Origin of the sequence: Neisseria bergeri (assembly GCA_003044455.1) — a bacterium.
Lineage (GTDB): Bacteria > Pseudomonadota > Gammaproteobacteria > Burkholderiales > Neisseriaceae > Neisseria > Neisseria bergeri.
Genome location: POWY01000007.1, coordinates 69,944 through 89,037, shown reverse-complemented (window position 1 = coordinate 89,037; position 19,094 = coordinate 69,944). Strand labels below are relative to the sequence as shown.

Genomic DNA, 19,094 nt, shown 5'->3' with positions numbered 1-19,094 from the left:
ATTTTTTGCTTGACGTTTTAGCTGTAAAGCTTCGCTCCTTTTTTGACGAACTCAATCGCTTTTTCCTCCATACCCTGCCGTTGGGCTTTTTGCTTGTCGGCGTAGTCGCGCACTTCCTGGGTGATTTTCATCGAGCAGAATTTGGGACCGCACATCGAGCAGAAGTGGGCGATTTTCGCGCCTTCGGCAGGCAGGGTTTCGTCGTGGAAGCTCTCGGCGCGTTCGGGGTCGAGGCTTAAGCGGAATTGGTCGCGCCAGCGGAACTCGAAACGCGCTTTGCTTAAGGCGTTGTCGCGCAACTGTGCGCCCGGCCAGCCTTTGGCGAGATCGGCAGCGTGGGCGGCGAGTTTGTAGGTGATGATACCGGTGCGCACGTCTTCTTTGTCGGGCAGACCGAGATGCTCTTTCGGGGTAACGTAGCAGAGCATGGCTGTGCCGTACCAGCCGATATTGGTCGCGCCTATGCCCGAAGTGATGTGGTCGTAGCCGGGGGCGATGTCGGTAACGAGCGGGCCGAGTGTGTAGAAAGGCGCTTCAAAGCAATGTTGCAGCTCTTCGGTCATGTTTTCTTTGACGCGTTGCAGCGGCACATGGCCGGGGCCTTCAATCATGACTTGTACGTCGTGTTTCCACGCTTTATCGGTCAATTCGCCCAAGGTGTGCAGCTCGGCGAATTGGGATTCGTCGTTGGCATCGGCAATGCAGCCGGGGCGCAGGCCGTCGCCGAGGCTGAACGATACGTCATACGCTTTCATAATTTCGCAGATTTCGTCGAAATGCGTGTAGAGGAAATTTTCCCGATGATGTGCCAAACACCATTTCGCCATAATCGAACCGCCGCGCGAGACGATGCCGGTGAGGCGGTTGGCGGTCATCGGCACATAACGCAGCAACACGCCCGCGTGTATGGTGAAATAGTCCACGCCTTGCTCCGCCTGTTCGATGAGAGTGTCGCGGAACAAATCCCAAGTCAAATCTTCGGCGATGCCGCCGGTTTTTTCCAACGCTTGGTAAATCGGCACGGTGCCGATGGGGACGGGCGCGTTGCGGATAATCCATTCGCGCGTTTCATGGATGTGCGCACCGGTGGACAAATCCATAATCGTGTCCGCGCCCCAACGCAGCGACCACACCATTTTTTCGACTTCTTCGGTCAGGCTGGAGGTTACGGCGGAGTTGCCCAAATTGCCGTTGATTTTGACGCGGAAGTTGCGGCCGATAATCATCGGTTCGAGTTCGGGGTGGTTGATGTTGGCGGGGATAATCGCGCGTCCGGCGGCGATTTCTTGGCGCACGAATTCGGGCGTGATTTGGTCGGGATGGGTCGGGATATTCGCGCCGAAACTTTGCCCTGCGTGCTGTTTCAAGAGTTTGGCGTATTCCGGTTTTTGGGACAATTCGTCTAATTTTAAACGTTCGCGTATGGCGACAAACTCCATTTCGGGCGTGATGATGCCGCGGCGCGCATAGTGAAGCTGGGTTACGTTGCTGCCGCTTTTCGCGCGGCGCGGGCGGGTGATTTGGTTGAAGCGCAGATGGGCGGTTTTCGGATCGTGTGCGCGTTCGATGCCGTATTCGCTGGAGAGCTTGGGCAGGATTTCGGTATCGCCGCGTTCGTTCAGCCATGCAGTGCGGATGTGCGGCAGGCCTTGTTTCAGGTCGATGTGCGCCGCCGGATCGCCATACACGCCGCTGGTGTCATAGACAGGAATCGGCGGGTTGGCTTCCGTGCCTTGCGCCGTGTAGGTGTCGTCCTGACGGATTTCGCGCAAAGGCACGCGGATGTCGTCGCGGCTGCCTTGCAGATACACGCGCTCCGAGTTCGGATATTTGAAGCGGATGCCGATGTCTTCGCTCAAGTCGGCAAGCTCGCGCGCTTCGTTGCCGGAAGTTTTGGCGGTTTTTTTTGGCGTAGTCATAAAAAATGCTCCTGTTTTCTCGTTTAAAATAAAGAAACAGGAGCGTTTCGCGTTTTCAGACGGCATTTGAAAACCGATGCCGTCTGAAAGGCAGAATCCGTGAAAACTCCCCACGCAGGTATTATCCCGATCGGGTGTAAAGGGTATTTCTCAGCCGCCTGAACATCAGGCAGCACCCCTGTTTCGATGTTGGGCAAAATTAAAACACGGGCTTGGATTTTTGTAAAGAAAATAATATTTCAAATCAGGCATAAACCGACGGACGGCAAAATTTTATGATTTTTCGCGGAAGTAATGTTTGACAACATAAAAAATCTGCCGTATAGTCTCGTTTTCTGACGCGGGATGGAGCAGCATGGTAGCTCGTCGGGCTCATAACCCGAAGGTCGTAGGTTCGAATCCTGCTCCCGCAACCAAATATTAAACCCCTCGGTTCAATGCCGAGGGGTTTTGTTTTGCCTGTTTCCTGCCGCCTCCGTTTTTTGCCGGATTTTCCTTCCTGCCGCAATATCGGAACGGCAGCCCGCCGTCTGTTTGCGGTTGCAAATTCAGGCGGTTTGGCTACAATCTTCCGCATTATGTTCAAGAAAGCCGACTATGCCGACCGTCCGTTTTACCGAATCCGTCAGCAAACAAGACCTTGATGCCCTGTTCGAGTGGGCAAAAGCAAGTTACGGTGCAAAAAGTTGCTGGAAAACGCTGTATCTGAACCGTCTGCCTTTGGGCAATCTGTCGCCGGAATGGGCGGAGCGCGTCAAAAAAGACTGGGAGGCAGGCTGCTCGGAGTCTTCAGACGGCATTTTTCTGAATGCGGACGGCTGGTCAGATATGGGCGGCCGCTTGCAGCACCTCGCCCGCACATGGAACAAGGCGGGGCTGCTTCACGGATGGCGCAACGAGTGTTTCGACCTGACCGACGGCGGCGGCAATATCTTGTTCTCACTCGAACGCGCCGCTTTCCGTCCGTTCGGACTGCTCAGCCGCGCCGTCCACCTCAACGGTCTGACCGAATCGGACGGCCGATGGCATTTTTGGATAGGCAGGCGCAGTCCGCACAAAGCAGTCGATCCCGACAAACTCGACAATACTGCCGCCGGCGGGGTTTCCGGCGGCGAAATGCCGTCTGAAGCCGTGTGCCGCGAAAGCAGCGAAGAGGCGGGTTTGGATAAAACGCTGTTTCCGCTCATCCGTCCGGTATCGCGTCTGTACAGCCTGCGCCCCGTCAGCCGGGGTGTGCACAATGAAATCCTGTATGTATTCGATGCCGTCCTGCCCGAAGCCTTCCAACCCGAAAATCAGGACGGCGAGGTGGCGTGTTTTGAGAAAATGGACATCGGCAGCCTGGTTGCCGCCATGTTGTCGGGAAACATGATGCACGACGCGCAACTGGTTACGCTGGACGCGTTTTGCCGTTACGGTCTGATTGATGCCGCCCATCCGCTGTCCGAGTGGCTGGACGGCATACGTTTATAGGATGCGCCATGCTTGAACTGAACGGACTCTGCAAACGCTTCGGCGATAAAACCGTCGCCGACAACATCTGCCTGACTGTCGGGCGCGGCAAAATACTCGCCGTTTTGGGGCGGTCGGGATGCGGAAAATCCACCCTGCTGAATATGATTGCGGGGATTGTCCGGCCGGACGGCGGCGAAATATGGCTGAACGGGGAAAACATTACCCGTATGCCGCCCGAAAAACGCCGTATTTCGCTGATGTTTCAAGATTACGCGCTGTTTCCCCATATGAGTGCGCTGGAAAATGCGGCATTCGGTTTGAAAATGCAAAAAATGCCGAAAGCCAAAGCCGAACGCCTCGCCTTGTCGGCACTTGCCGAAGTCGGACTGGAAAACGAGGTGCACCGCAAGCCTGAAAAACTTTCCGGAGGCGAGAAGCAACGGTTGGCACTGGCGCGCGCTTTGGTTGTCCGCCCTTCCCTGCTGTTGCTGGACGAATCGTTTTCCAGTTTGGACACGCATTTGCGCGACCGGCTGCGCCGTATGACCGCCGAACGTATCCGAAACGGCGGCATCCCTGCCGTTTTGGTAACGCATTCGCCCGAAGAGGCCTGCACGGCGGCGGACGAAATCGCCGTGATGCACGAGGGGAAAATCCTTCAATGCGGTACGCCCGAAACATTGGTCAAAACACCGTCCTGCGTGCAGGTCGCCCGACTGATGGGTCTGCCCAACACCGACGATGACCGCCATATCCCGCAAAATGCGGTGCGTTTCGACCAAGACGGCATGGAGTGCCGCGTATTATCCCGCACCTGTTTGCCCGAATCGTTCAGCCTGTCCGTCCTCCATCCGAAATACGGCATCCTGTGGCTGAACCTCGATATGCCGCACGCCGGTGAAATATCGGGAAACGATACGGTACGCATCCATATCGAAGACAAGGAAATCGTCCGTTTCCGTTGATGCTTCCTTAAAAACAAAATGCCGTCTGAAAAACCTTTCAGACGGCATTTCTTGACCAAAGCAGCTGTATTTTTTAAGGGCGTTATTTGACTGCAATCTTTTTCCATTGTCAACAATATTTATTTCCGCCCCTTGGCTTCGGCTTCTTCCTCGACCGACACGCTGTTGATCTGTTTGATCAGCTTTTCCGACTTCTCTTCGTCTTCGCAGCGGATGACTTTCGCAATATCGTTTTCGAGCTGTCCGGCATTGCTGTGCAGAATGATGTTTTTGACGGGCAGGATGTTGTTTGGATTCATCGAAAAACGGCGCAGCCCCATACCCAATAAAACGCGGGTAAACGCGGTATCGCCCGCCATCTCGCCGCATACGGACACGTCTTTTTCCATACGGTTGGCGGTACGGATGACGTGTTGCAGCATTTTCAACACGGAAGGATGGCCGGGCTGGTAGAGGTGGCTGACGCTGTCGTCGCCGCGATCGACTGACAGAATATATTGGATCAAATCGTTGGTGCCGACGGAGATGAAATCGACCAGTTTCAAAATGCTGCCGACGGTCAGCGCGGCAGACGGAATTTCAATCATGCAGCCGATGCCGACTTCGCCGAAGGCATCGCCGCGTTCGGCAAGCTGGCGGCGGGCGGTGTCCAAATGAATCAGGCACTGGCGCACTTCGGATACGGAGGTAATCATCGGCCACATCATGCGGACGGGGCCGTGTACCGCCGCACGGAGGATGGCGCGCATCTGGGTGCGGAACATGACCGGTTCGGCAAGGCACAGGCGGATGCCGGTCATGCCCAGCGCGGGGTTGAGGCTGCCGTTGGGCGTGCTGTTTTTCCCGAACCAGCGCGGATTCTTGTCCACACCCAAATCGACTGTCCGTATCGTTACGCTTTTGCCCTTCATTTTTTTGACAATCGCGCTGTACACTTCGTACTGCTCGTCTTCAGACGGCATCGTATCGCGGTTCAGGTAAAGAAACTCGCTGCGGAACAGCCCGATGCCGTCTGCGCCGAGGTTGTGCAGCGGTTTCACGTCTTCGGCGGATTCTATATTGCCCACAAGCTCGATGCAGACCCCGTCGGCGGTGGCGGCAGCGGTTTTTTTGAGCTTGTTCAACTCGCGTTTGTGGCTGCGGTATTCGCGGGCGCGGCGGCGGTATTCGTCCAAGACGGTTTCATCGGGCGCGATAATCAGGATGCCGTTGATGCCGTCCACAATGACTGTTTCGCCTTCGGTAATCAGTTTGCGCGCGTTGTGCAGCCCGACGACGGACGGGATGTCCAAGCTCCTGCCCAAAATCGCCGTATGCCCGGTGGGGCCGCCGGCATCGGTAACGAAGGCGGCAATGCGCTGCTCTTTAAACAAAACCGTGTCGGCGGGCGAAAGGTCGTTTGCAATCAGCACGGTTTCGTCAAACAGGTTGTCGGCAACCTCCAACTCGTTGCCCTGCCCGATCAGGTTGTTGTGGATGCGGCGGACGACTTGCAGCATATCCTGCTTGCGTTCGCGCAAATAGGCATCGTCCATATTGTCGAATTGGGCGGCGAGTTTGTCGCTCTGCTGCTTCAATGCCCACTCGGCGTTGATTTTTTGTTCCCTTAAAATATCGACGGGTTCGCGCGACAAGGTAACATCGGTCAAGAGCATCAGGTGCAGCGAGATGAACGCGCCCAACTCGGTCGGGGCGTTTTCGGGAATCGCGCTGCGGAGCTGTTCCAACTCTTTGCGCGTGGCTTTGACGGCGGCATCGAAACGTTCGGCTTCGGCATCGGTGTCCGCCTCCGCAACATCATACTGCGGCACTTCCTCCGTGCCGCGCGCAATCAGGTGGGCGCAACCGACGGCAATGCCTTTGCCCGCCGCCACGCCGTGCAGCACGATACTCATTATTCGCCCTCGCCGAAGTAGCCGTTGATTAAGTCGGTCAATGCCTTCATGGCTGCGGCTTCGTCCAAGCCGTCGGTTTCCAACTCGATGACCGTACCCTTGGCGGCGGCGAGCATCATCAGCCCCATAATGCTTTTGCCGTTGACGCGGCTGCCGTTTTTCGTAACCCAGACTTCGCTTTTGAATTGGGACGCGGTTTGGGTGAACTTGCTGGACGCGCGGGCGTGAAGTCCGAGTTTGTTGATGATTTCGATGGATTGTTTGAGCATTTCGGTTCCCGTGTTATGTATATCGGCAGCAGATGCCGTTTAAAATGTTTTCCTGCCCTGCCGCTTCTTCAGACGGCATCGCCGCTGCGCCGGCACACCAAATCTTCGGGCGCGGACGTGATGGCGAAAATGCCCTTTACCGCCGCTTCCCTGACACTCTCGGTGAAGGCAGCAAGGTCTTCCGCCGCCGGCGAATATTGGACGGCCTTAATCATCATCGGCGCGTTCAACCCGGTCAAAATCGCCGATTTGTTTTCGCGCACGAGCCGGCGGGCGGCATTGCAGGGGGTCGCGCCGAAAATGTCGGTCATAATCAATACGCCGTGGTTTTCAGGAAACTCTTGCAGCGCGGCAATGGCGTTGTTGATGATGTCGTCTTGGTCTTCCGTCGGCTGCACGCCGAGTATGCGGACGTTTTCAGGCAGCCCGCCCGGAAAAAAATGATGCGCCAGCTTGCGGTAGGCTTCGCCTATGGTTTCGTGTGTGATGATTAAAAGCCCTATCATATTATGCGTCCTGTTCCTCGTTGTCCTGCCGGCGTATGGGCGCGATACCGTCTGAAAGGCCTTCAGACGGCATTGCATCCTTATTTTCCGTTCAATGCGTAAATCTCGCCTAGATTGCGCCAGCAGCCTGCCGCATCCATGCCGTAACCGAAAACATAACGGTTCGGCACATCCAGTCCGACATAATCGGCTTTGACCGGTTTTTCTTTGTCGATTAATTTATTGGCGAACACCGCCGCACGGCAGCTTGCCGCCCCCATTTCCAAAAGTTTGGCTTGAATGGCGGACATCGTATGCCCTTCGTCCAAAATATCGTCCAACACGACCACGTGCCTGCCCCGGATTTGTTCCGCATCGGGCATACGTTTCCAGTTGAACGCGCCGCCCTCCAGCTTGTCGCCGTAACGGGAAACATGAACATAATCAAAATCTAAGGGAAAGCGCAACAGCGGCAGCAACTGCCCCGTAAACACCACCGCACCGCCCATCACGGGCAGCAGCAGCGGGTATTTGCCGCCCAAATCGCGCGTAATCTCATCCGCCACTTTTTGCAGCGCGGCGCGGCATTGCCCTTGGTCGAACAAAAGTTCGGCGTTTTCAAGCATCGCCTGTGTTTCAAGGCGTTTGGTTTCTAAATCGGTCATATGTCGGAATCGGTCGGTAAAAGGAAAATTATAAACCAAAGTATCGGCTGCCGTCCGAACCGTCCTGCTCAGCGGTCGGTACTCACGCGCACAAATGTGGCAAATTTCGGCGTGCCTTTCCGCGTAAAACCACGGTAGCGGTAGGTAATCAGCGTGCCGATTTTGGGCGGGTTGTCGCGGTCTTTGTCTTTGAAACCGCTGCCGATGCGGAATTCGCCGTGCCAGTTTTTGCAGCCGACCGCGCCCAACCGTCCGGCATTGCGCCCTTTGCCTTCATAGTGCCGCGTTACCGTGCATTCGTCGTCGTATTGGCTTTTCAGCTTCAATAATTGGCTGCTCCTGCCACCGCTATAACGGGATTCGGGCTGGCGCAGCATCACGCCTTCGCCGCCCTGCGCTTCGATTTGTTTTAAAAAGTCCATCGCGTGCTGCCGGTCGCGCACTTTGATTTGCGGAATGATGACAATCGGCGCGTTCGGATGCGTTTTCAGCCACTGCGTTGCGACTGCCAAACGTTGGTAGAGATTGCCCTGCGCCTTGGGTACGTCGAAAACGTGCAGGCGGATACCGCGCCAGTCTGAAGAAGCAGAACGCACGGTAGCGGAAATCTGCTCGAACTGACCGCGTCCGCTATACAATTCGCCGTCCAAAGGATAAGGCGGAAACTGCGCGGTAAAACCTTTGGGCGGCGCAAACGCATAACCCTGACGGCTTATCAGGTGCTTTCCGTCCCAATAGGCGCGCACGCCGTCGAGTTTCTCGCTCATCGCCCAGCCGGCAATGTCCTGCCCTTTGTATTCCTGCGCCAGCATCAAATCCGCCGCGCCTGCCGATGCGGGGATGAAAACCGCCGTAAAAATCGGTATGATGCCGCCGATTATCTTCTTAATCATCTGATTCCCCACTATCCGAACAGGCGGCAAACCGCCATAAAACAAACGGTAAACCCGATGCCGTCTGAAAAACCGTTTAGGAACACGCCATGACCCTACGTTACGAAATCCTCCCCGTTACCCCCTTTCGCCAAAACTGCACCCTGATTTGGGACGACGAAAGCGGCGAAGCCGTCCTGACCGATGTCGGCGGCGACGTGCCGTTCCTGCTGCAAGCGTTGGCAAACCGCAAACTTACGCTCACGGCAATCTGGCTGACGCATGGCCATCTCGATCACGCGGGCGGCGTGGTCGAAATGTTGAAAACGCATAAAGTCCCCGTCCTCGGCCCGCACCGCGAAGATGAATTCCTGCTCCAATCGCTGCCGCAAACTACCGCGCAATACGGATTTCCCGTCTCGCCCGCCTTTTCGCCGAACCGTTGGCTCGAAGAAGGCGAAACGCTCGCGGTCGGACGCTATGCCTTTCAAGTGCTGCATATTCCGGGCCACACGCCGGGGCACATCGTCTTTTATTGCGCCGAGGCGGAATTGCTGATTGCGGGCGACGTGCTGTTTTACGAAACCATAGGCAGGACCGATTTTCCGCGCGGCAACCACGCCGACTTAATCAATAATATCCGCAACAAATTATTCGCCCTCCCCGAAACCGTACAAGTTGTCGCCGGACACGGGCGTATGACCTCCATCGGACACGAAAAGCGGCACAATCCGTTTTTCTAACCGACTTCCCAAAGTCTTCAGACGGCATCCCCTGCCCCGATGCCGTCTGAAACGCATCCGCCTTTCCTATTCGGCTTCGTCAGCCGCTTCCTGTTCCGAAGGTTTGCCCAAAGCAAATGCCGTCTGTTCGTTGGCACGCTCGACCAAATCCCGTTGAAGCTGTTTGCCTGCCTTCACACCCAACAGACGCAGTTTCTCGGCGCGGCCGACCAAATTGCCCCGCCCCTCGGCAAGTTGCTTGAATGCCGTCTGAAAGCTGCTTTGCGCCTGATCGATGCCTTTGCCGACGCTTTCGAGCGTCTGTACGAAGCCGACAAATTTGTCGTACAGCTTTCCGCCTTCGTCCGCAATCGCCAGTGCGTTCTGATTTTGCTGTTCGTTGCGCCAAATATTCGCCACCGTCCGCAAAGTCGCCAGCAGCGTACTGGGGCCGACCAGCATAATCCGTTTGTCGAAACACTCTTGGAACAAGCCCGCGTCATTCTGCAACGCCAACAGGTAGGCCGGTTCGACAGGGATAAACATAAAGACGAAATCCAATGTGTTCACACCTTCCAAATCGGTGTAATCCTTCAGCGACAAGCCTTTCATATGCGCGCGTATGCTGGCAACGTGTGCCGCCAGTTCGCGCGCCGCCGTATCCGCATCCGCCGCCTGCGTATAGCGCACATAAGCCGTCAGCGAAACCTTGGAATCAATCACAATCTGCTTGTTGTCGGGCAGGTTGACCAAAACGTCGGGCTGCAGGCGGCGCGTGCCGCCGTCTTCTTCTTTGCGGACAGCCGCCGCCTGCACCACATATTCGCGCCCTTTCTGAAGGCCGGAATTTTCCAAAACCGTTTCCAGAATCATCTCGCCCCAATTTCCCTGAACCTTATTCTGCGTACCGGTCAGCGCGTTGGTTAAAGCCTTTGCCTCGCTGTGCAGCTGCGCATTCAACCCCTGAAGCCGTTTCAATTCGTTTTCCAAAGTCAGCCGCTCGCGCGATTCTTTATCATAGGTTTGCTTGACCAACTCGCCGAAACCGTGGATGCGTTCGTTCAGCGGGTTCAAAACCTGATGGAGCTGCTCCCGGTTCTGCTCGGTAAAACGGCGGCTTTTTTCTTCCAAAATCGTGTTGGCAAGATTTTGAAACTGATCGCTCAAGCTCTTGCGCGCCTCGCCCAGTAAGGACAGCTTCTCTTCAGAAGCAAGGCGTTCCTGTTCGATTTGCGTTGCCAAACGTTCGTTTTCAACCGCCAAACCCTGTGCCTTTTCCTGCAACTCGGTATGCGACTGCCTCAACCGCTCCGCTTCTGCCTCTTTTTCCTGCAAATGGGCAATCTGTTTTTCGGCTGCGGCAAAACGGTTGCCCACATCGGAAAGGTCGTTTTGCACGTCGCGGACAGTTTGGCGGCTTTCTTCCAAATCGGTTTCGACTCTTTGGCGGATTTGGCGTTCCAGCGCATATTGATCGGCAAACGCCTTCCGCTCCTGTCCGAGCTGCGTTGCCAAACGTTCGTTTTCAACCGCCAAACCCTGTGCCTTTTCCTGCAAATCGATATACGACTGCTTCAGCCGAACCGACTCCGCCTCTTTTTCCTGCAAATGGGCAATCTGCTTTTCGGCTGCGGAAAAACGATTGCCCAAAGCATAATTCTCGTCTTGCAAATGCTGGTATTTCCCATCCAAAGCGGCCAATTCTGATGCAATTTCTGCGTGTGCCTGTTCAACAAAATCACATCTTGCCGCCTTTTCCGCCAATTGCGCGTTCAAACCGGCAAACTCGCCCTGAAACCTGCCCTTCATCAGCAACCATGTAAACAACACGCCTGACAGCAAAGCCGCCAGCAATAGCAACACAGTCATCTGCTCCATAAATCATCCTAATATTCAAACATTTTTCACACCGGACAAAACTGCCGCTTATTCCGATTCTACCTGTTTGTTCGACATAGCTCCAAAAAATATAGCGGATTGGCTTTAAACCTGTTCGACATCGCCTTACCATGCTGCTTACGGTTTCAGACCTTTTCCTAATTCAATATCAATCTGCCACAAACCCTGATTAAGTTCCCGATGTCTGACATTTTTAGAATGATGCCGTCTGAAATGTTGCAGCTATGTTCAGACGGCATACGGATTCAGGCTTTTCAAACGGCAGGCAAAATGAAAAAAGGGCAAACCCTAAAGGGTTTGCCCTTTTGTTCCAACCGCTTAATGTACGTCTTTCCAATATTCTTTTTTCAGGAAATACGCCAAAGGCAGCATAACCGCAAATAGGAAAATCATCACGATATAGCCTATACGTTTGCGTTGCAGTTGTGCAGGCTCGCCCATGTACACAAGATAGTTCACCAAATCGCGTACATATGCGTCGTACTCTTTTTGGATCACTTTGCCGTTCGGCAGGCGGCGGCTGTGCAGACCGGTAGATTCCCAATACAGCTTAGGCTTCATCTCGCCGTGTTCGTCTTTTACCATAACCGGCTGACCTTTGGCATCCAACTCAACGGCTTGAACACCTTGTTGCTCCCACAACGGGTGAGGCATACCGACTTTATCGAATACGGTATTATTCCAGCCGCTCGGACGGGTCGGATCTTTATAGAAGCCGCGCATATAGGCGTAAAGGTAGTCTGCACCTTTGGAACGCGCAATCAACGTCAAATCGGGCGGAGCAGCACCAAACCATTTTGCCGCATCTTTCGGGTTCATCGCCGAATGCATGACATCGCCGACATTATCGGTAGTAAACATCAGGTTTTTCTTGATTTCTTCATCAGTCAGACCAATGTCTTTCAAACGGTTGAAACGCATACCGCTTGCCGAGTGACATGACAGACAATAGTTGGTAAAGATTTGTGCGCCGCGCTGCAAGCTGACTTGGTCGCGCAAATCGATATCGACTTTCTCATAGTGTGCATGACCGCCCGAAGCAAATGCCGCACTCATGGGTACTGCCAACAGTAAGGCAGCAAACCAGTTTTTCATAACTTGTTTCATTTCGACTGCCCTCATCAGATGTTAGTTGCAAACAGATATGCACAAACCGCCGTAATACCTACATAAACAAAAAACATGATTTTCTGTTTGGCGGTACTCATGGTTACACGTTCGGGAACCGGTTTGTTGGTATCCAGTTTGGTATAGAACGGCATACCCAAGAAGAATGCAAAATAAACGAAGGACAGGATGCGCGCAACCAAAGTACGCGTATCAGTTGCCACCATCGCACCCAAAATACCCAAACCGATAAAGGCAATGATGAACAGAACCAATGCGGTTTTAAAGATCGGGCCACGATAGCGGACGGATTTAACCTCGCCTTTATCCAGCCAAGGCAACAGGGCAATCAGTACAACTGCCGCACCCATACCGATTACACCCCATACCTGTGTTCCCAAGAACGAGGGAATCGCACGCAAAATGGCGTAGAACGGAGTGAAGTACCATACCGGTGCAATGTGCGGAGGTGTTTTCAGCGCATTCGCCGCATCGAAGTTCGGCGCTTCGAGGAAGTAGCCGCCGCCTTCTGGTGCAAAGAACAACACGGAACAGAAAACAATCAGGAATACAACGACACCCAAGATGTCTTTAACGGTGTAGTAAGGATGGAATGGGATACCGTCGCGCGGGATACCGTTTTCGTCTTTGTTTTTCTTGATTTCAACGCCATCAGGGTTGTTAGAACCCACTTCGTGCAGGGCGATAATGTGCGCCACAACCAAGCCGAGCAATACCAGAGGTACCGCGATAACGTGCAGGGCAAAGAAGCGGTTCAGGGTAACGTCGGAAACGTTGAAGTCGCCGCGGATCCAAGTGGACAAATCAGGACCGATAACAGGGATGGCGGAGAACAGGTTAATAATTACCTGCGCGCCCCAGAAGGACATTTGACCCCAAGGCAACAGGTAGCCCATAAAGGCTTCCGCCATCAATGCCAAGAAAATCAGGGAACCGAAAATCCACACCAACTCACGGGGTTTTTTGTACGAACCGTAAATCAAACCACGGAACATGTGCAGATAAACAACAATGAAGAAGAAAGATGCGCCGGTGGAGTGCATGTAGCGGATAATCCAACCGCCGGACACGTCGCGCATGATGTACTCTACTGCGGTAAAGGCAGCAGGCAGATGGTAGGCGTTAAGGTTGCCGTCCGGTTTGTAGTTCATAGTCAGGAAAATACCGCTGACGATTTGAATCACGAGGACGAGCAGAGCCAAAGAGCCGAAGTAATACCAAAAATTAAAGTTCTTTGGTGCGTAGTATTGCGCCAAATGCTCATTCCACATTTTAGACAGGGGGAAGCGAGCGTCCATCCAGCCTAACAATGCTTTTGCTTTGCTATTGGTTTGGTTTGCCATAATTATCGTTCCTTATTCTCAGTCTTCGCCCACCAAAATAGTTGTATCGCTCAAGTATTTATATGGCGGGACAACCAGGTTGGTCGGGGCAGGAACACCTTTATATACGCGGCCGGCCAAGTCGAATTTCGAACCGTGGCAGGGGCAGAAAAAGCCGCCCTTCCAAGCCGAACCCAAATCGGCGGGCGCAATGTCGGGACGGAAGGTGGGCGAGCAGCCCAAATGGGTGCAGATACCGATGGCGACGAGGATGTTCGGCTTAATCGAACGTGTCTCGTTTTTAGCGTATTCCGGCTGTTGCTCCACATCGGAATTGGGATCGGCCACTTCGCCGTTTAGGCTTTTCAGGTCTTTAAGCTGTTGATCCGTACGGTTGACCACCCAAATCGGTTTGCCTTGCCACTCAGCAGTCAGCAGCTGACCCGCTTCGATTTTGCTGACATCCACTTCGACGGCAGCACCGGCGGCCTTAGCTTTTTCCGAAGGGAAAAAACTGGCCACAAACGGCGTTGCCACACCCAATGCTGCCACTCCGCCTGCGCCGCAGGTCGCAAGTGTCAGGAAACGGCGGCGGCCGTTATTGATTTCTTGATTATCCATTATTCAGTCGTCCTAATATTTTGGGAATACCGAGCCATTAAACATTGCAATTTTACCCAGTTTGCAGTGATACTCAAAGCATTATTTAAAATAAGGTAAAGTTTTATGATATTTCTCAATACTCAAGCCGGGTTGTTTTCGTCAAAATGGCACACTTCCAACCCGAAAGCCTCTGCCGCCGATTCTGCCAGCGCGCGCACACCGTAGCGTTCCGTCGCGTGATGCCCTGCCGAAATGAAAGCCGTACCCGTTTCATTGGCGAGGTGGTATTGGGCTTCGGAAATTTCCCCCGTCAGATACAGATCGACACCTTCATCTATTGCCGTCTGAAAAAAGCCCTGTGCACCGCCGGTACACCATGCGACCCGTCGGATTTCGCGTTCGGGATTGCCGATGATGACAGGCTTGCGTTGCAGGACAGTTTCAATGTGCGCCGCCAATGCGCCGAGTGTCTTGGCTTGTTTCAGGCAGCCCGAGTTGAGCAGGTTTTGTTCTCCGAACCGTTTTTCTATCGCAAAACCCAATCTGTCGGCGAGTTGGGCATTGTTGCCCAGTGTGGGATGTGCATCCAGGGGCAGATGGTAGCCTGCCATATTGATGTCGTGCCGCAACAGTGCGGCAATCCGTTCTTTTTTCCAACCGGTAACGGTCGGCAGCTCGCTTTTCCAGAACATACCGTGATGCACCAAAAGCAAATCTGCCTTCTGATCCGCGGCAAAATCAATCGCCGCTTTGCTTGCAGTTACCGATGTGGCAATCTTGCCGATATACTCTTTACCTTCAATCTGCAAACCGTTGGGGGCGTAATCTTTAAACGATGCCGTCTGCAACGTTTCGTCGCACCAGGCTAAAAAATCTCTGCGCAAAACCATATTTTTTCCTGTCATTTCCAAACAAGCGGGCATTCTAACCGCAAATGCCCGAAACACCCATTTTTCTGATTTGCACCCGCATATGAATTATTTTAATATGAGCCGGTTCAATATGCCGTCTGAAGCCCCATGGATTCCATTATCGAATTGCGCCACCTCAAAACCCTGCTGGCACTTGAAGAAACCGGCAGCGTCTCCCTTGCCGCCAAACGGGTTTTCCTTACCCAATCCGCCCTTTCCCACCAGATCCGTATGCTCGAAAACCACTACGGCACGCCGCTGTTCGAACGCAAATCCACGCCCTTGCGCTTTACCCCGGTGGGCGAAAGGCTGCTGCGCCTCGCCCACGAGCTGATACCTCAAGTTGCTGTTGCAGAACGAGATTTGGCGCGAATCACGGAAGGGGAGGCGGGAGAGCTACGGATTGCCGTCGAATGCCATACCTGTTTCGACTGGCTGATGCCCGCAATGGGCGAATTCCGCCCGATATGGCCCCAAATCGAATTGGATATCGTATCGGGATTCCAAGCAGACCCTATCGGGCTGCTGCTGCAACACCGCGCCGACCTTGCCATTGTTTCCGAAGCGGAAAAACAAAACGGTATTTTCTTCCAACCGCTGTTTGCCTACGAAATGGTCGGCATTTGCGCCCCGGACCATCCGCTTGCCGCCAAAAACGTTTGGACGGCGGAAGACTTTATCGGGGAAACCCTGATTACCTATCCCGTTCCCGACGAGATGCTGGATTTACCCAAAAAAATCTTGATTCCGAAAAACATCAACCCGCCACGCCGACACAGCGAACTGACCATCGCCATTATCCAACTGGTTGCCAGCCGAAGGGGAATCGCCGCCCTTCCCTACTGGACCGTTATGCCCTACCTTGAAAAAGGCTATGTCGTCCACCGCCAAATTACTGCCGACGGACTGCAAAGCAAACTGTATGCCGCCATCCGCACTGAAGACACAGATAAAAGTTATCTGAACAACTTTTGCCAAATCATACGTGAACGCGGCTTCGCGGACTTGCCCGGATTAAGTGAGTTGGAACCGGTCTGATTTCCCTTGTTCAAACCATACCCGGGCGGTTTTTCTATTTTTTTATATTTAAGAAAACGGAATAGTTATTAGAAAAACTCTTTTAACATGGCCTCAATGAGTTGTTAAACTTGAAACTATATGAGATGGGAACAGACTCATAACGGGTGAAATATATGGACCAACAGGATGTTTTAGGCATGGAACAAAATAATGAGATTAACGAAATATCCTTATAACTCCATAAGAGAGTTAGAAGACTATTTAATAAACACCTATCAAAAATATATTATTCTACAAGAGGGAGGAAAAGAGATTTATCGATGTTTTATTCTTTCTTTTCACAAAGAATTCAATATAGGTATTGGATTAGCTGTTTCCTGCATAAGTATTCCCCCAAAAGTATTAATACTTGATGATAAAAATATTTTTATCGGATTTGATTCAGTCGTTTTTTGTATTTCTATACAAAATTTAAAAGTTAACATGCTAAATATAGATGGAATAGTTTTTGATATTTATTTATTGGATAATCAAAAAATTTGTATTATTCATGAGTTGGGTGCAATTATTACAGATAAAAACTTAACAAGAGAGAATTCAGTATCTACCGATATAATATCAGACTGGGAAATAGATAAATTTAATAAGTTAATCATATTAAAAGAGTTAGACTCTGAAAAAATAATTTCTCTAAATTATGATTAAGGATGCTTGGTTATTTAAGATATTCTCCCCATTATGTAATACAGGTTAGCTAAAAACTAGGAAACTGTTCCTTTACTGATCGGCTTGAACGGCGGCGGTGACACCTATGCTAACCCTAATAGATTGCCATTTTTATAGGCTAGTTGAAAATAGCCGTTCTACTTTTTCAATAACTCCAAATGAATTAAAAGTTATTTTATAAAATAGAAATACGATGTCCTCTCCAGTAACAGCCATCCCTGACGGTCAGTTCGTCCGTGTAGTCGATACTGGTGCTGTTTTTGATTTTTGCCCAATCTGTAATCTTTAGATTGCCAATGGGAAACCGTCTGCTACAAATAAAAAACCCTGCGATAAGCAGGGTTTTTTGAATTTCCAACATTAACGTTTGGAGAATTGTTTTGCACGGCGTGCTTTGCGCAGACCCGGTTTTTTACGCTCGACTTCGCGGGCATCGCGGGTAACAAAACCGGCTTGAGACAAGGCAGGTTTCAACGCGGCATCAAAATCAATCAGTGCACGGGTAATGCCGTGGCGGATTGCGCCAGACTGGCCGGTTTCGCCGCCGCCGACAACATTTACTTTGATGTCGAAAGATTCGGCGTTTTCAGTCAGAACCAAAGGTTGGCGGACAACCATGCGGCTGGTTTCGCGTGCGAAGAATTCGTCAACGGGACGGCCGTTTACGATGATTTGACCTGTACCTTTAGTCAGGAATACACGAGCCACTGAACTTTTGCGGCGGCCTGTGCCGTAATAGTATTTACCGTTCATGTCGCGTCCTTATTTCAGTTCCAAAACTTTGGGTTGTTGTGCGGCATGGGCATGTTCTGCACCAGCGTACACTTTCAATTTTTTAATCATGGCGTAACCCAGGGGACCTTTAGGCAACATGCCTTTTACGGCTTGTTCCAAAGCGCGGCCCGGGAATTGCTCTTGCATTTCGCGGAAAGTGCGTTCGTAGATACCGCCCGGGAAACCGGAGTGGCGGAAGTATTTTTTGTCTTCGAATTTGGCACCGGTTACACGCAGTTTGTCTGCATTGATGACGATGATGTAATCGCCGGTATCGACGTGGGGGGTGTATTCAGGTTTGTGTTTGCCACGCAGACGGCTGGCGACTTCGGCCGCAACGCGACCCAAGACTTTGTCTTGGGCATCGATGACGAACCATTCGCGCTTCACCTCGTGGGGTTTCGCTGAAAAGGTTTTCATAGTGGAAATCCAGATAGATATAGAAAGTTGTAAATTTTAAAGACAGGATTCGATTTTGTCAATCGCATTACCGCGTTACGGAAGGATTTTCCGGATTTCGGCAGACTGCATACTGCTTTTTCAGGCGGGGCGGCGGCCAATGTGAAAAACCGCATCGTTGCGATGCGGTTTTGAATGGGAATCCCCGCGAGAGCCGTTTCGGCCGAATCCGCTTGAACCTTGCTGACAAGGCGGCTGCCTCGGGTAGTTTCGGGTGCGTCCGCAAAAGGACGCTCGCGCCCACTACTGCTCCCGGCAACCTTAAGCGAACTTATTGGTTCAAAGGAATATATGCCTTCGCGGACACCGCAGGGAAAAAGGGGTTACTCCTGCGCCAAGCGGGATAATGCTTTTTGGCAGGCGTTGTCCATATCGGTTATTTTACGCGCAAAATCGCCGATTGCCAAATCGCCGCCGTTCAGGGAGGTTTTCAACAGGTCGTGGACGACGTTGAGCGCGGCCATAATGACGATTTTTTCGCTGTCCGCGACGCGTCCGCCTTCGCGGATGGCTTCGGCTTTGCCGTTGAGCATTCCGACTGCCTGCAACAGTGTGTCTTTTTCTTCTGCCGGAGTGTTGACGGTCAGCCGGGCGTTCATGACTTCGATGTGGACTTGTTCGATGTTCATCCTTTAATCCTTATTGCTGCGTTTCCTGCCGTTGGGGGAGTCGCGCCGCCAGTGCGCTGATTTTTTCCCTGCTCTGTTCGAGCAGGCTGCGGTATCGTGTATTTTCTTCTGTCAGGCTGTCGATTTTGTTTTGCAGGTCTTCTTTGAGTTTGCCGACTTGGACGAGCAGGGCTTCGCTGAGTTCGTCGACGGCGGTTTCGTGTTCGAGTTTTTGCCGCTCGTGCGCCCGTTTGAGTTCGGCGACGGTTTCTTTGAGGCGGCGGTTTTCGCTGACGAGGGTTTCGAATTTTTGTACCAGCGTATAAACGCTGCTTTCGAGTTTTTCGATATTTTGTTTCATAACCTTACCTGTCCGTATGCCGTCTGAAGGCTTCAG

Annotated in this window: 20 protein-coding genes, 1 tRNA gene, 1 other RNA gene and 1 riboswitch; of the genes, 6 read left to right on the top strand and 16 right to left on the bottom strand. The window is 52.5% G+C overall.

Features of this window, described 5'->3' with window-relative positions; genetic code table 11:
• Positions 1-17 precede the first annotated feature (17 nt).
• Entirely contained in the window at positions 18-1,919 is a 1,902-nt protein-coding gene (gene thiC, locus DBY86_RS08295) for a phosphomethylpyrimidine synthase ThiC (RefSeq protein WP_107819636.1), read from the bottom strand.
• Positions 1,920-2,009: 90 nt separating this feature from the next.
• Positions 2,010-2,109: riboswitch (TPP riboswitch) on the bottom strand.
• A 149-nt stretch (positions 2,110-2,258) separates the two neighbouring features.
• On the opposite strand from thiC, the gene DBY86_RS08290 reads away from it, so the two are divergent.
• The 3 genes from DBY86_RS08290 (at position 2,259) to DBY86_RS08275 (ending at position 4,339) form a co-directional block, all read left to right on the top strand.
• A tRNA-Met gene (locus DBY86_RS08290) sits at positions 2,259-2,335 on the top strand.
• A 181-nt stretch (positions 2,336-2,516) separates the two neighbouring features.
• Entirely contained in the window at positions 2,517-3,392 is an 876-nt protein-coding gene (locus DBY86_RS08280) for an NUDIX hydrolase (RefSeq protein ID WP_107819616.1), read from the top strand.
• Between the two features lie 8 nt (positions 3,393-3,400).
• A complete protein-coding gene (locus DBY86_RS08275) occupies positions 3,401-4,339 on the top strand; it encodes an ABC transporter ATP-binding protein (RefSeq protein WP_107819615.1) in 939 nt (312 codons plus the stop codon).
• 119 nt (positions 4,340-4,458) lie between these two features.
• On the opposite strand, the gene ptsP is transcribed toward DBY86_RS08275, so the two are convergent.
• From ptsP to DBY86_RS08250, 5 genes are all read right to left on the bottom strand, one after another.
• Positions 4,459-6,234 (bottom strand): phosphoenolpyruvate--protein phosphotransferase, encoded by a 1,776-nt coding sequence (gene ptsP / locus DBY86_RS08270; RefSeq protein WP_107819614.1) that lies wholly within the window; start codon positions 6,232-6,234, stop codon positions 4,459-4,461.
• Positions 6,234-6,503, bottom strand: coding sequence for an HPr family phosphocarrier protein (locus DBY86_RS08265; protein ID WP_107819613.1), 270 nt, complete (start codon positions 6,501-6,503; stop codon positions 6,234-6,236). The genes ptsP and DBY86_RS08265 overlap by 1 nt, the downstream gene beginning before the upstream one ends.
• 68 nt (positions 6,504-6,571) lie before the next feature.
• Positions 6,572-7,009 carry a PTS sugar transporter subunit IIA gene (locus DBY86_RS08260; protein WP_107819612.1) on the bottom strand — a complete coding sequence of 146 codons (438 nt, stop codon included), beginning with the start codon at positions 7,007-7,009 and terminating at the stop codon, positions 6,572-6,574.
• Positions 7,010-7,089: 80 nt separating this feature from the next.
• Entirely contained in the window at positions 7,090-7,653 is a 564-nt protein-coding gene (locus tag DBY86_RS08255; RefSeq protein WP_107819611.1) for a hypoxanthine-guanine phosphoribosyltransferase, read from the bottom strand.
• A gap of 68 nt (positions 7,654-7,721) precedes the next feature.
• Complete coding sequence (locus tag DBY86_RS08250; protein ID WP_107819610.1) at positions 7,722-8,546, bottom strand: DNA ligase; 825 nt, start codon at positions 8,544-8,546, stop codon at positions 7,722-7,724.
• A gap of 89 nt (positions 8,547-8,635) precedes the next feature.
• Here DBY86_RS08250 and DBY86_RS08245 point away from each other — a divergent pair, with 89 nt between their 5' ends.
• Positions 8,636-9,268, top strand: a complete 633-nt coding sequence (locus DBY86_RS08245; protein ID WP_107819609.1) for an MBL fold metallo-hydrolase — start codon at positions 8,636-8,638, stop codon at positions 9,266-9,268.
• Between the two features lie 66 nt (positions 9,269-9,334).
• On the opposite strand, the gene DBY86_RS08240 is transcribed toward DBY86_RS08245, so the two are convergent.
• From DBY86_RS08240 to DBY86_RS08220, 5 genes are all read right to left on the bottom strand, one after another.
• Positions 9,335-11,125, bottom strand: coding sequence for a DNA recombination protein RmuC (locus DBY86_RS08240; protein WP_107819608.1), 1,791 nt, complete (start codon positions 11,123-11,125; stop codon positions 9,335-9,337).
• Positions 11,126-11,464: 339 nt separating this feature from the next.
• Positions 11,465-12,253, bottom strand: a complete 789-nt coding sequence (locus tag DBY86_RS08235; RefSeq protein WP_199901070.1) for a cytochrome c1 — start codon at positions 12,251-12,253, stop codon at positions 11,465-11,467.
• A gap of 14 nt (positions 12,254-12,267) precedes the next feature.
• Complete coding sequence (locus tag DBY86_RS08230; protein WP_003677248.1) at positions 12,268-13,617, bottom strand: cytochrome b; 1,350 nt, start codon at positions 13,615-13,617, stop codon at positions 12,268-12,270.
• Positions 13,618-13,635: 18 nt separating this feature from the next.
• Positions 13,636-14,217, bottom strand: a complete 582-nt coding sequence (gene petA, locus DBY86_RS08225) for a ubiquinol-cytochrome c reductase iron-sulfur subunit (protein WP_107819606.1) — start codon at positions 14,215-14,217, stop codon at positions 13,636-13,638.
• 122 nt (positions 14,218-14,339) lie between these two features.
• Positions 14,340-15,089, bottom strand: coding sequence for a Nif3-like dinuclear metal center hexameric protein (locus DBY86_RS08220; protein ID WP_107819605.1), 750 nt, complete (start codon positions 15,087-15,089; stop codon positions 14,340-14,342).
• A gap of 129 nt (positions 15,090-15,218) precedes the next feature.
• Between DBY86_RS08220 and DBY86_RS08215 the strand changes: the two genes are divergently transcribed.
• Positions 15,219-16,148, top strand: coding sequence for a LysR family transcriptional regulator (locus DBY86_RS08215; RefSeq protein WP_107819604.1), 930 nt, complete (start codon positions 15,219-15,221; stop codon positions 16,146-16,148).
• A gap of 192 nt (positions 16,149-16,340) precedes the next feature.
• Positions 16,341-16,835: a hypothetical protein gene (locus tag DBY86_RS08210; protein WP_107819603.1), complete on the top strand. Its 495-nt coding sequence runs from the start codon at positions 16,341-16,343 to the stop codon at positions 16,833-16,835.
• Positions 16,836-17,216: 381 nt separating this feature from the next.
• On the opposite strand, the gene rpsI is transcribed toward DBY86_RS08210, so the two are convergent.
• The 5 genes from rpsI to DBY86_RS08180 all read right to left on the bottom strand — a co-directional run bounded on the left by rpsI (position 17,217) and on the right by DBY86_RS08180 (position 19,058).
• Positions 17,217-17,609 (bottom strand): 30S ribosomal protein S9, encoded by a 393-nt coding sequence (gene rpsI, locus DBY86_RS08200; RefSeq protein WP_002227789.1) that lies wholly within the window; start codon positions 17,607-17,609, stop codon positions 17,217-17,219.
• A gap of 9 nt (positions 17,610-17,618) precedes the next feature.
• Positions 17,619-18,050, bottom strand: a complete 432-nt coding sequence (rplM, locus tag DBY86_RS08195) for a 50S ribosomal protein L13 (protein ID WP_002215010.1) — start codon at positions 18,048-18,050, stop codon at positions 17,619-17,621.
• Positions 18,051-18,227: 177 nt separating this feature from the next.
• Positions 18,228-18,407, bottom strand: a non-coding RNA gene (gene ssrS / locus DBY86_RS08190) — 6S RNA.
• Between the two features lie 5 nt (positions 18,408-18,412).
• Positions 18,413-18,718 carry a cell division protein ZapA gene (locus DBY86_RS08185; RefSeq protein ID WP_025457457.1) on the bottom strand — a complete coding sequence of 102 codons (306 nt, stop codon included), beginning with the start codon at positions 18,716-18,718 and terminating at the stop codon, positions 18,413-18,415.
• Positions 18,719-18,728: 10 nt separating this feature from the next.
• A complete protein-coding gene (locus DBY86_RS08180; RefSeq protein WP_002233231.1) occupies positions 18,729-19,058 on the bottom strand; it encodes a hypothetical protein in 330 nt (109 codons plus the stop codon).
• Positions 19,059-19,094 lie beyond the last annotated feature (36 nt).

What these genes read in the sequence shown, in the direction of transcription:
- thiC (WP_107819636.1), bottom strand. Translation starts at nt 1,919, where the DNA reads ATGACTACGCCAAAAAAAACCGCCAAAACTTCCGGCAACGAAGCGCGC.
- DBY86_RS08280 (WP_107819616.1), top strand. Translation starts at nt 2,517, where the DNA reads ATGCCGACCGTCCGTTTTACCGAATCCGTCAGCAAACAAGACCTTGAT.
- DBY86_RS08275 (WP_107819615.1), top strand. Translation starts at nt 3,401, where the DNA reads ATGCTTGAACTGAACGGACTCTGCAAACGCTTCGGCGATAAAACCGTC.
- ptsP (WP_107819614.1), bottom strand. Translation starts at nt 6,234, where the DNA reads ATGAGTATCGTGCTGCACGGCGTGGCGGCGGGCAAAGGCATTGCCGTC.
- DBY86_RS08265 (WP_107819613.1), bottom strand. Translation starts at nt 6,503, where the DNA reads ATGCTCAAACAATCCATCGAAATCATCAACAAACTCGGACTTCACGCC.
- DBY86_RS08260 (WP_107819612.1), bottom strand. Translation starts at nt 7,009, where the DNA reads ATGATAGGGCTTTTAATCATCACACACGAAACCATAGGCGAAGCCTAC.
- DBY86_RS08255 (WP_107819611.1), bottom strand. Translation starts at nt 7,653, where the DNA reads ATGACCGATTTAGAAACCAAACGCCTTGAAACACAGGCGATGCTTGAA.
- DBY86_RS08250 (WP_107819610.1), bottom strand. Translation starts at nt 8,546, where the DNA reads ATGATTAAGAAGATAATCGGCGGCATCATACCGATTTTTACGGCGGTT.
- DBY86_RS08245 (WP_107819609.1), top strand. Translation starts at nt 8,636, where the DNA reads ATGACCCTACGTTACGAAATCCTCCCCGTTACCCCCTTTCGCCAAAAC.
- DBY86_RS08240 (WP_107819608.1), bottom strand. Translation starts at nt 11,125, where the DNA reads ATGGAGCAGATGACTGTGTTGCTATTGCTGGCGGCTTTGCTGTCAGGC.
- DBY86_RS08235 (WP_199901070.1), bottom strand. Translation starts at nt 12,253, where the DNA reads ATGAAACAAGTTATGAAAAACTGGTTTGCTGCCTTACTGTTGGCAGTA.
- DBY86_RS08230 (WP_003677248.1), bottom strand. Translation starts at nt 13,617, where the DNA reads ATGGCAAACCAAACCAATAGCAAAGCAAAAGCATTGTTAGGCTGGATG.
- petA (WP_107819606.1), bottom strand. Translation starts at nt 14,217, where the DNA reads ATGGATAATCAAGAAATCAATAACGGCCGCCGCCGTTTCCTGACACTT.
- DBY86_RS08220 (WP_107819605.1), bottom strand. Translation starts at nt 15,089, where the DNA reads ATGGTTTTGCGCAGAGATTTTTTAGCCTGGTGCGACGAAACGTTGCAG.
- DBY86_RS08215 (WP_107819604.1), top strand. Translation starts at nt 15,219, where the DNA reads ATGGATTCCATTATCGAATTGCGCCACCTCAAAACCCTGCTGGCACTT.
- DBY86_RS08210 (WP_107819603.1), top strand. Translation starts at nt 16,341, where the DNA reads ATGAGATTAACGAAATATCCTTATAACTCCATAAGAGAGTTAGAAGAC.
- rpsI (WP_002227789.1), bottom strand. Translation starts at nt 17,609, where the DNA reads ATGAACGGTAAATACTATTACGGCACAGGCCGCCGCAAAAGTTCAGTG.
- rplM (WP_002215010.1), bottom strand. Translation starts at nt 18,050, where the DNA reads ATGAAAACCTTTTCAGCGAAACCCCACGAGGTGAAGCGCGAATGGTTC.
- DBY86_RS08185 (WP_025457457.1), bottom strand. Translation starts at nt 18,718, where the DNA reads ATGAACATCGAACAAGTCCACATCGAAGTCATGAACGCCCGGCTGACC.
- DBY86_RS08180 (WP_002233231.1), bottom strand. Translation starts at nt 19,058, where the DNA reads ATGAAACAAAATATCGAAAAACTCGAAAGCAGCGTTTATACGCTGGTA.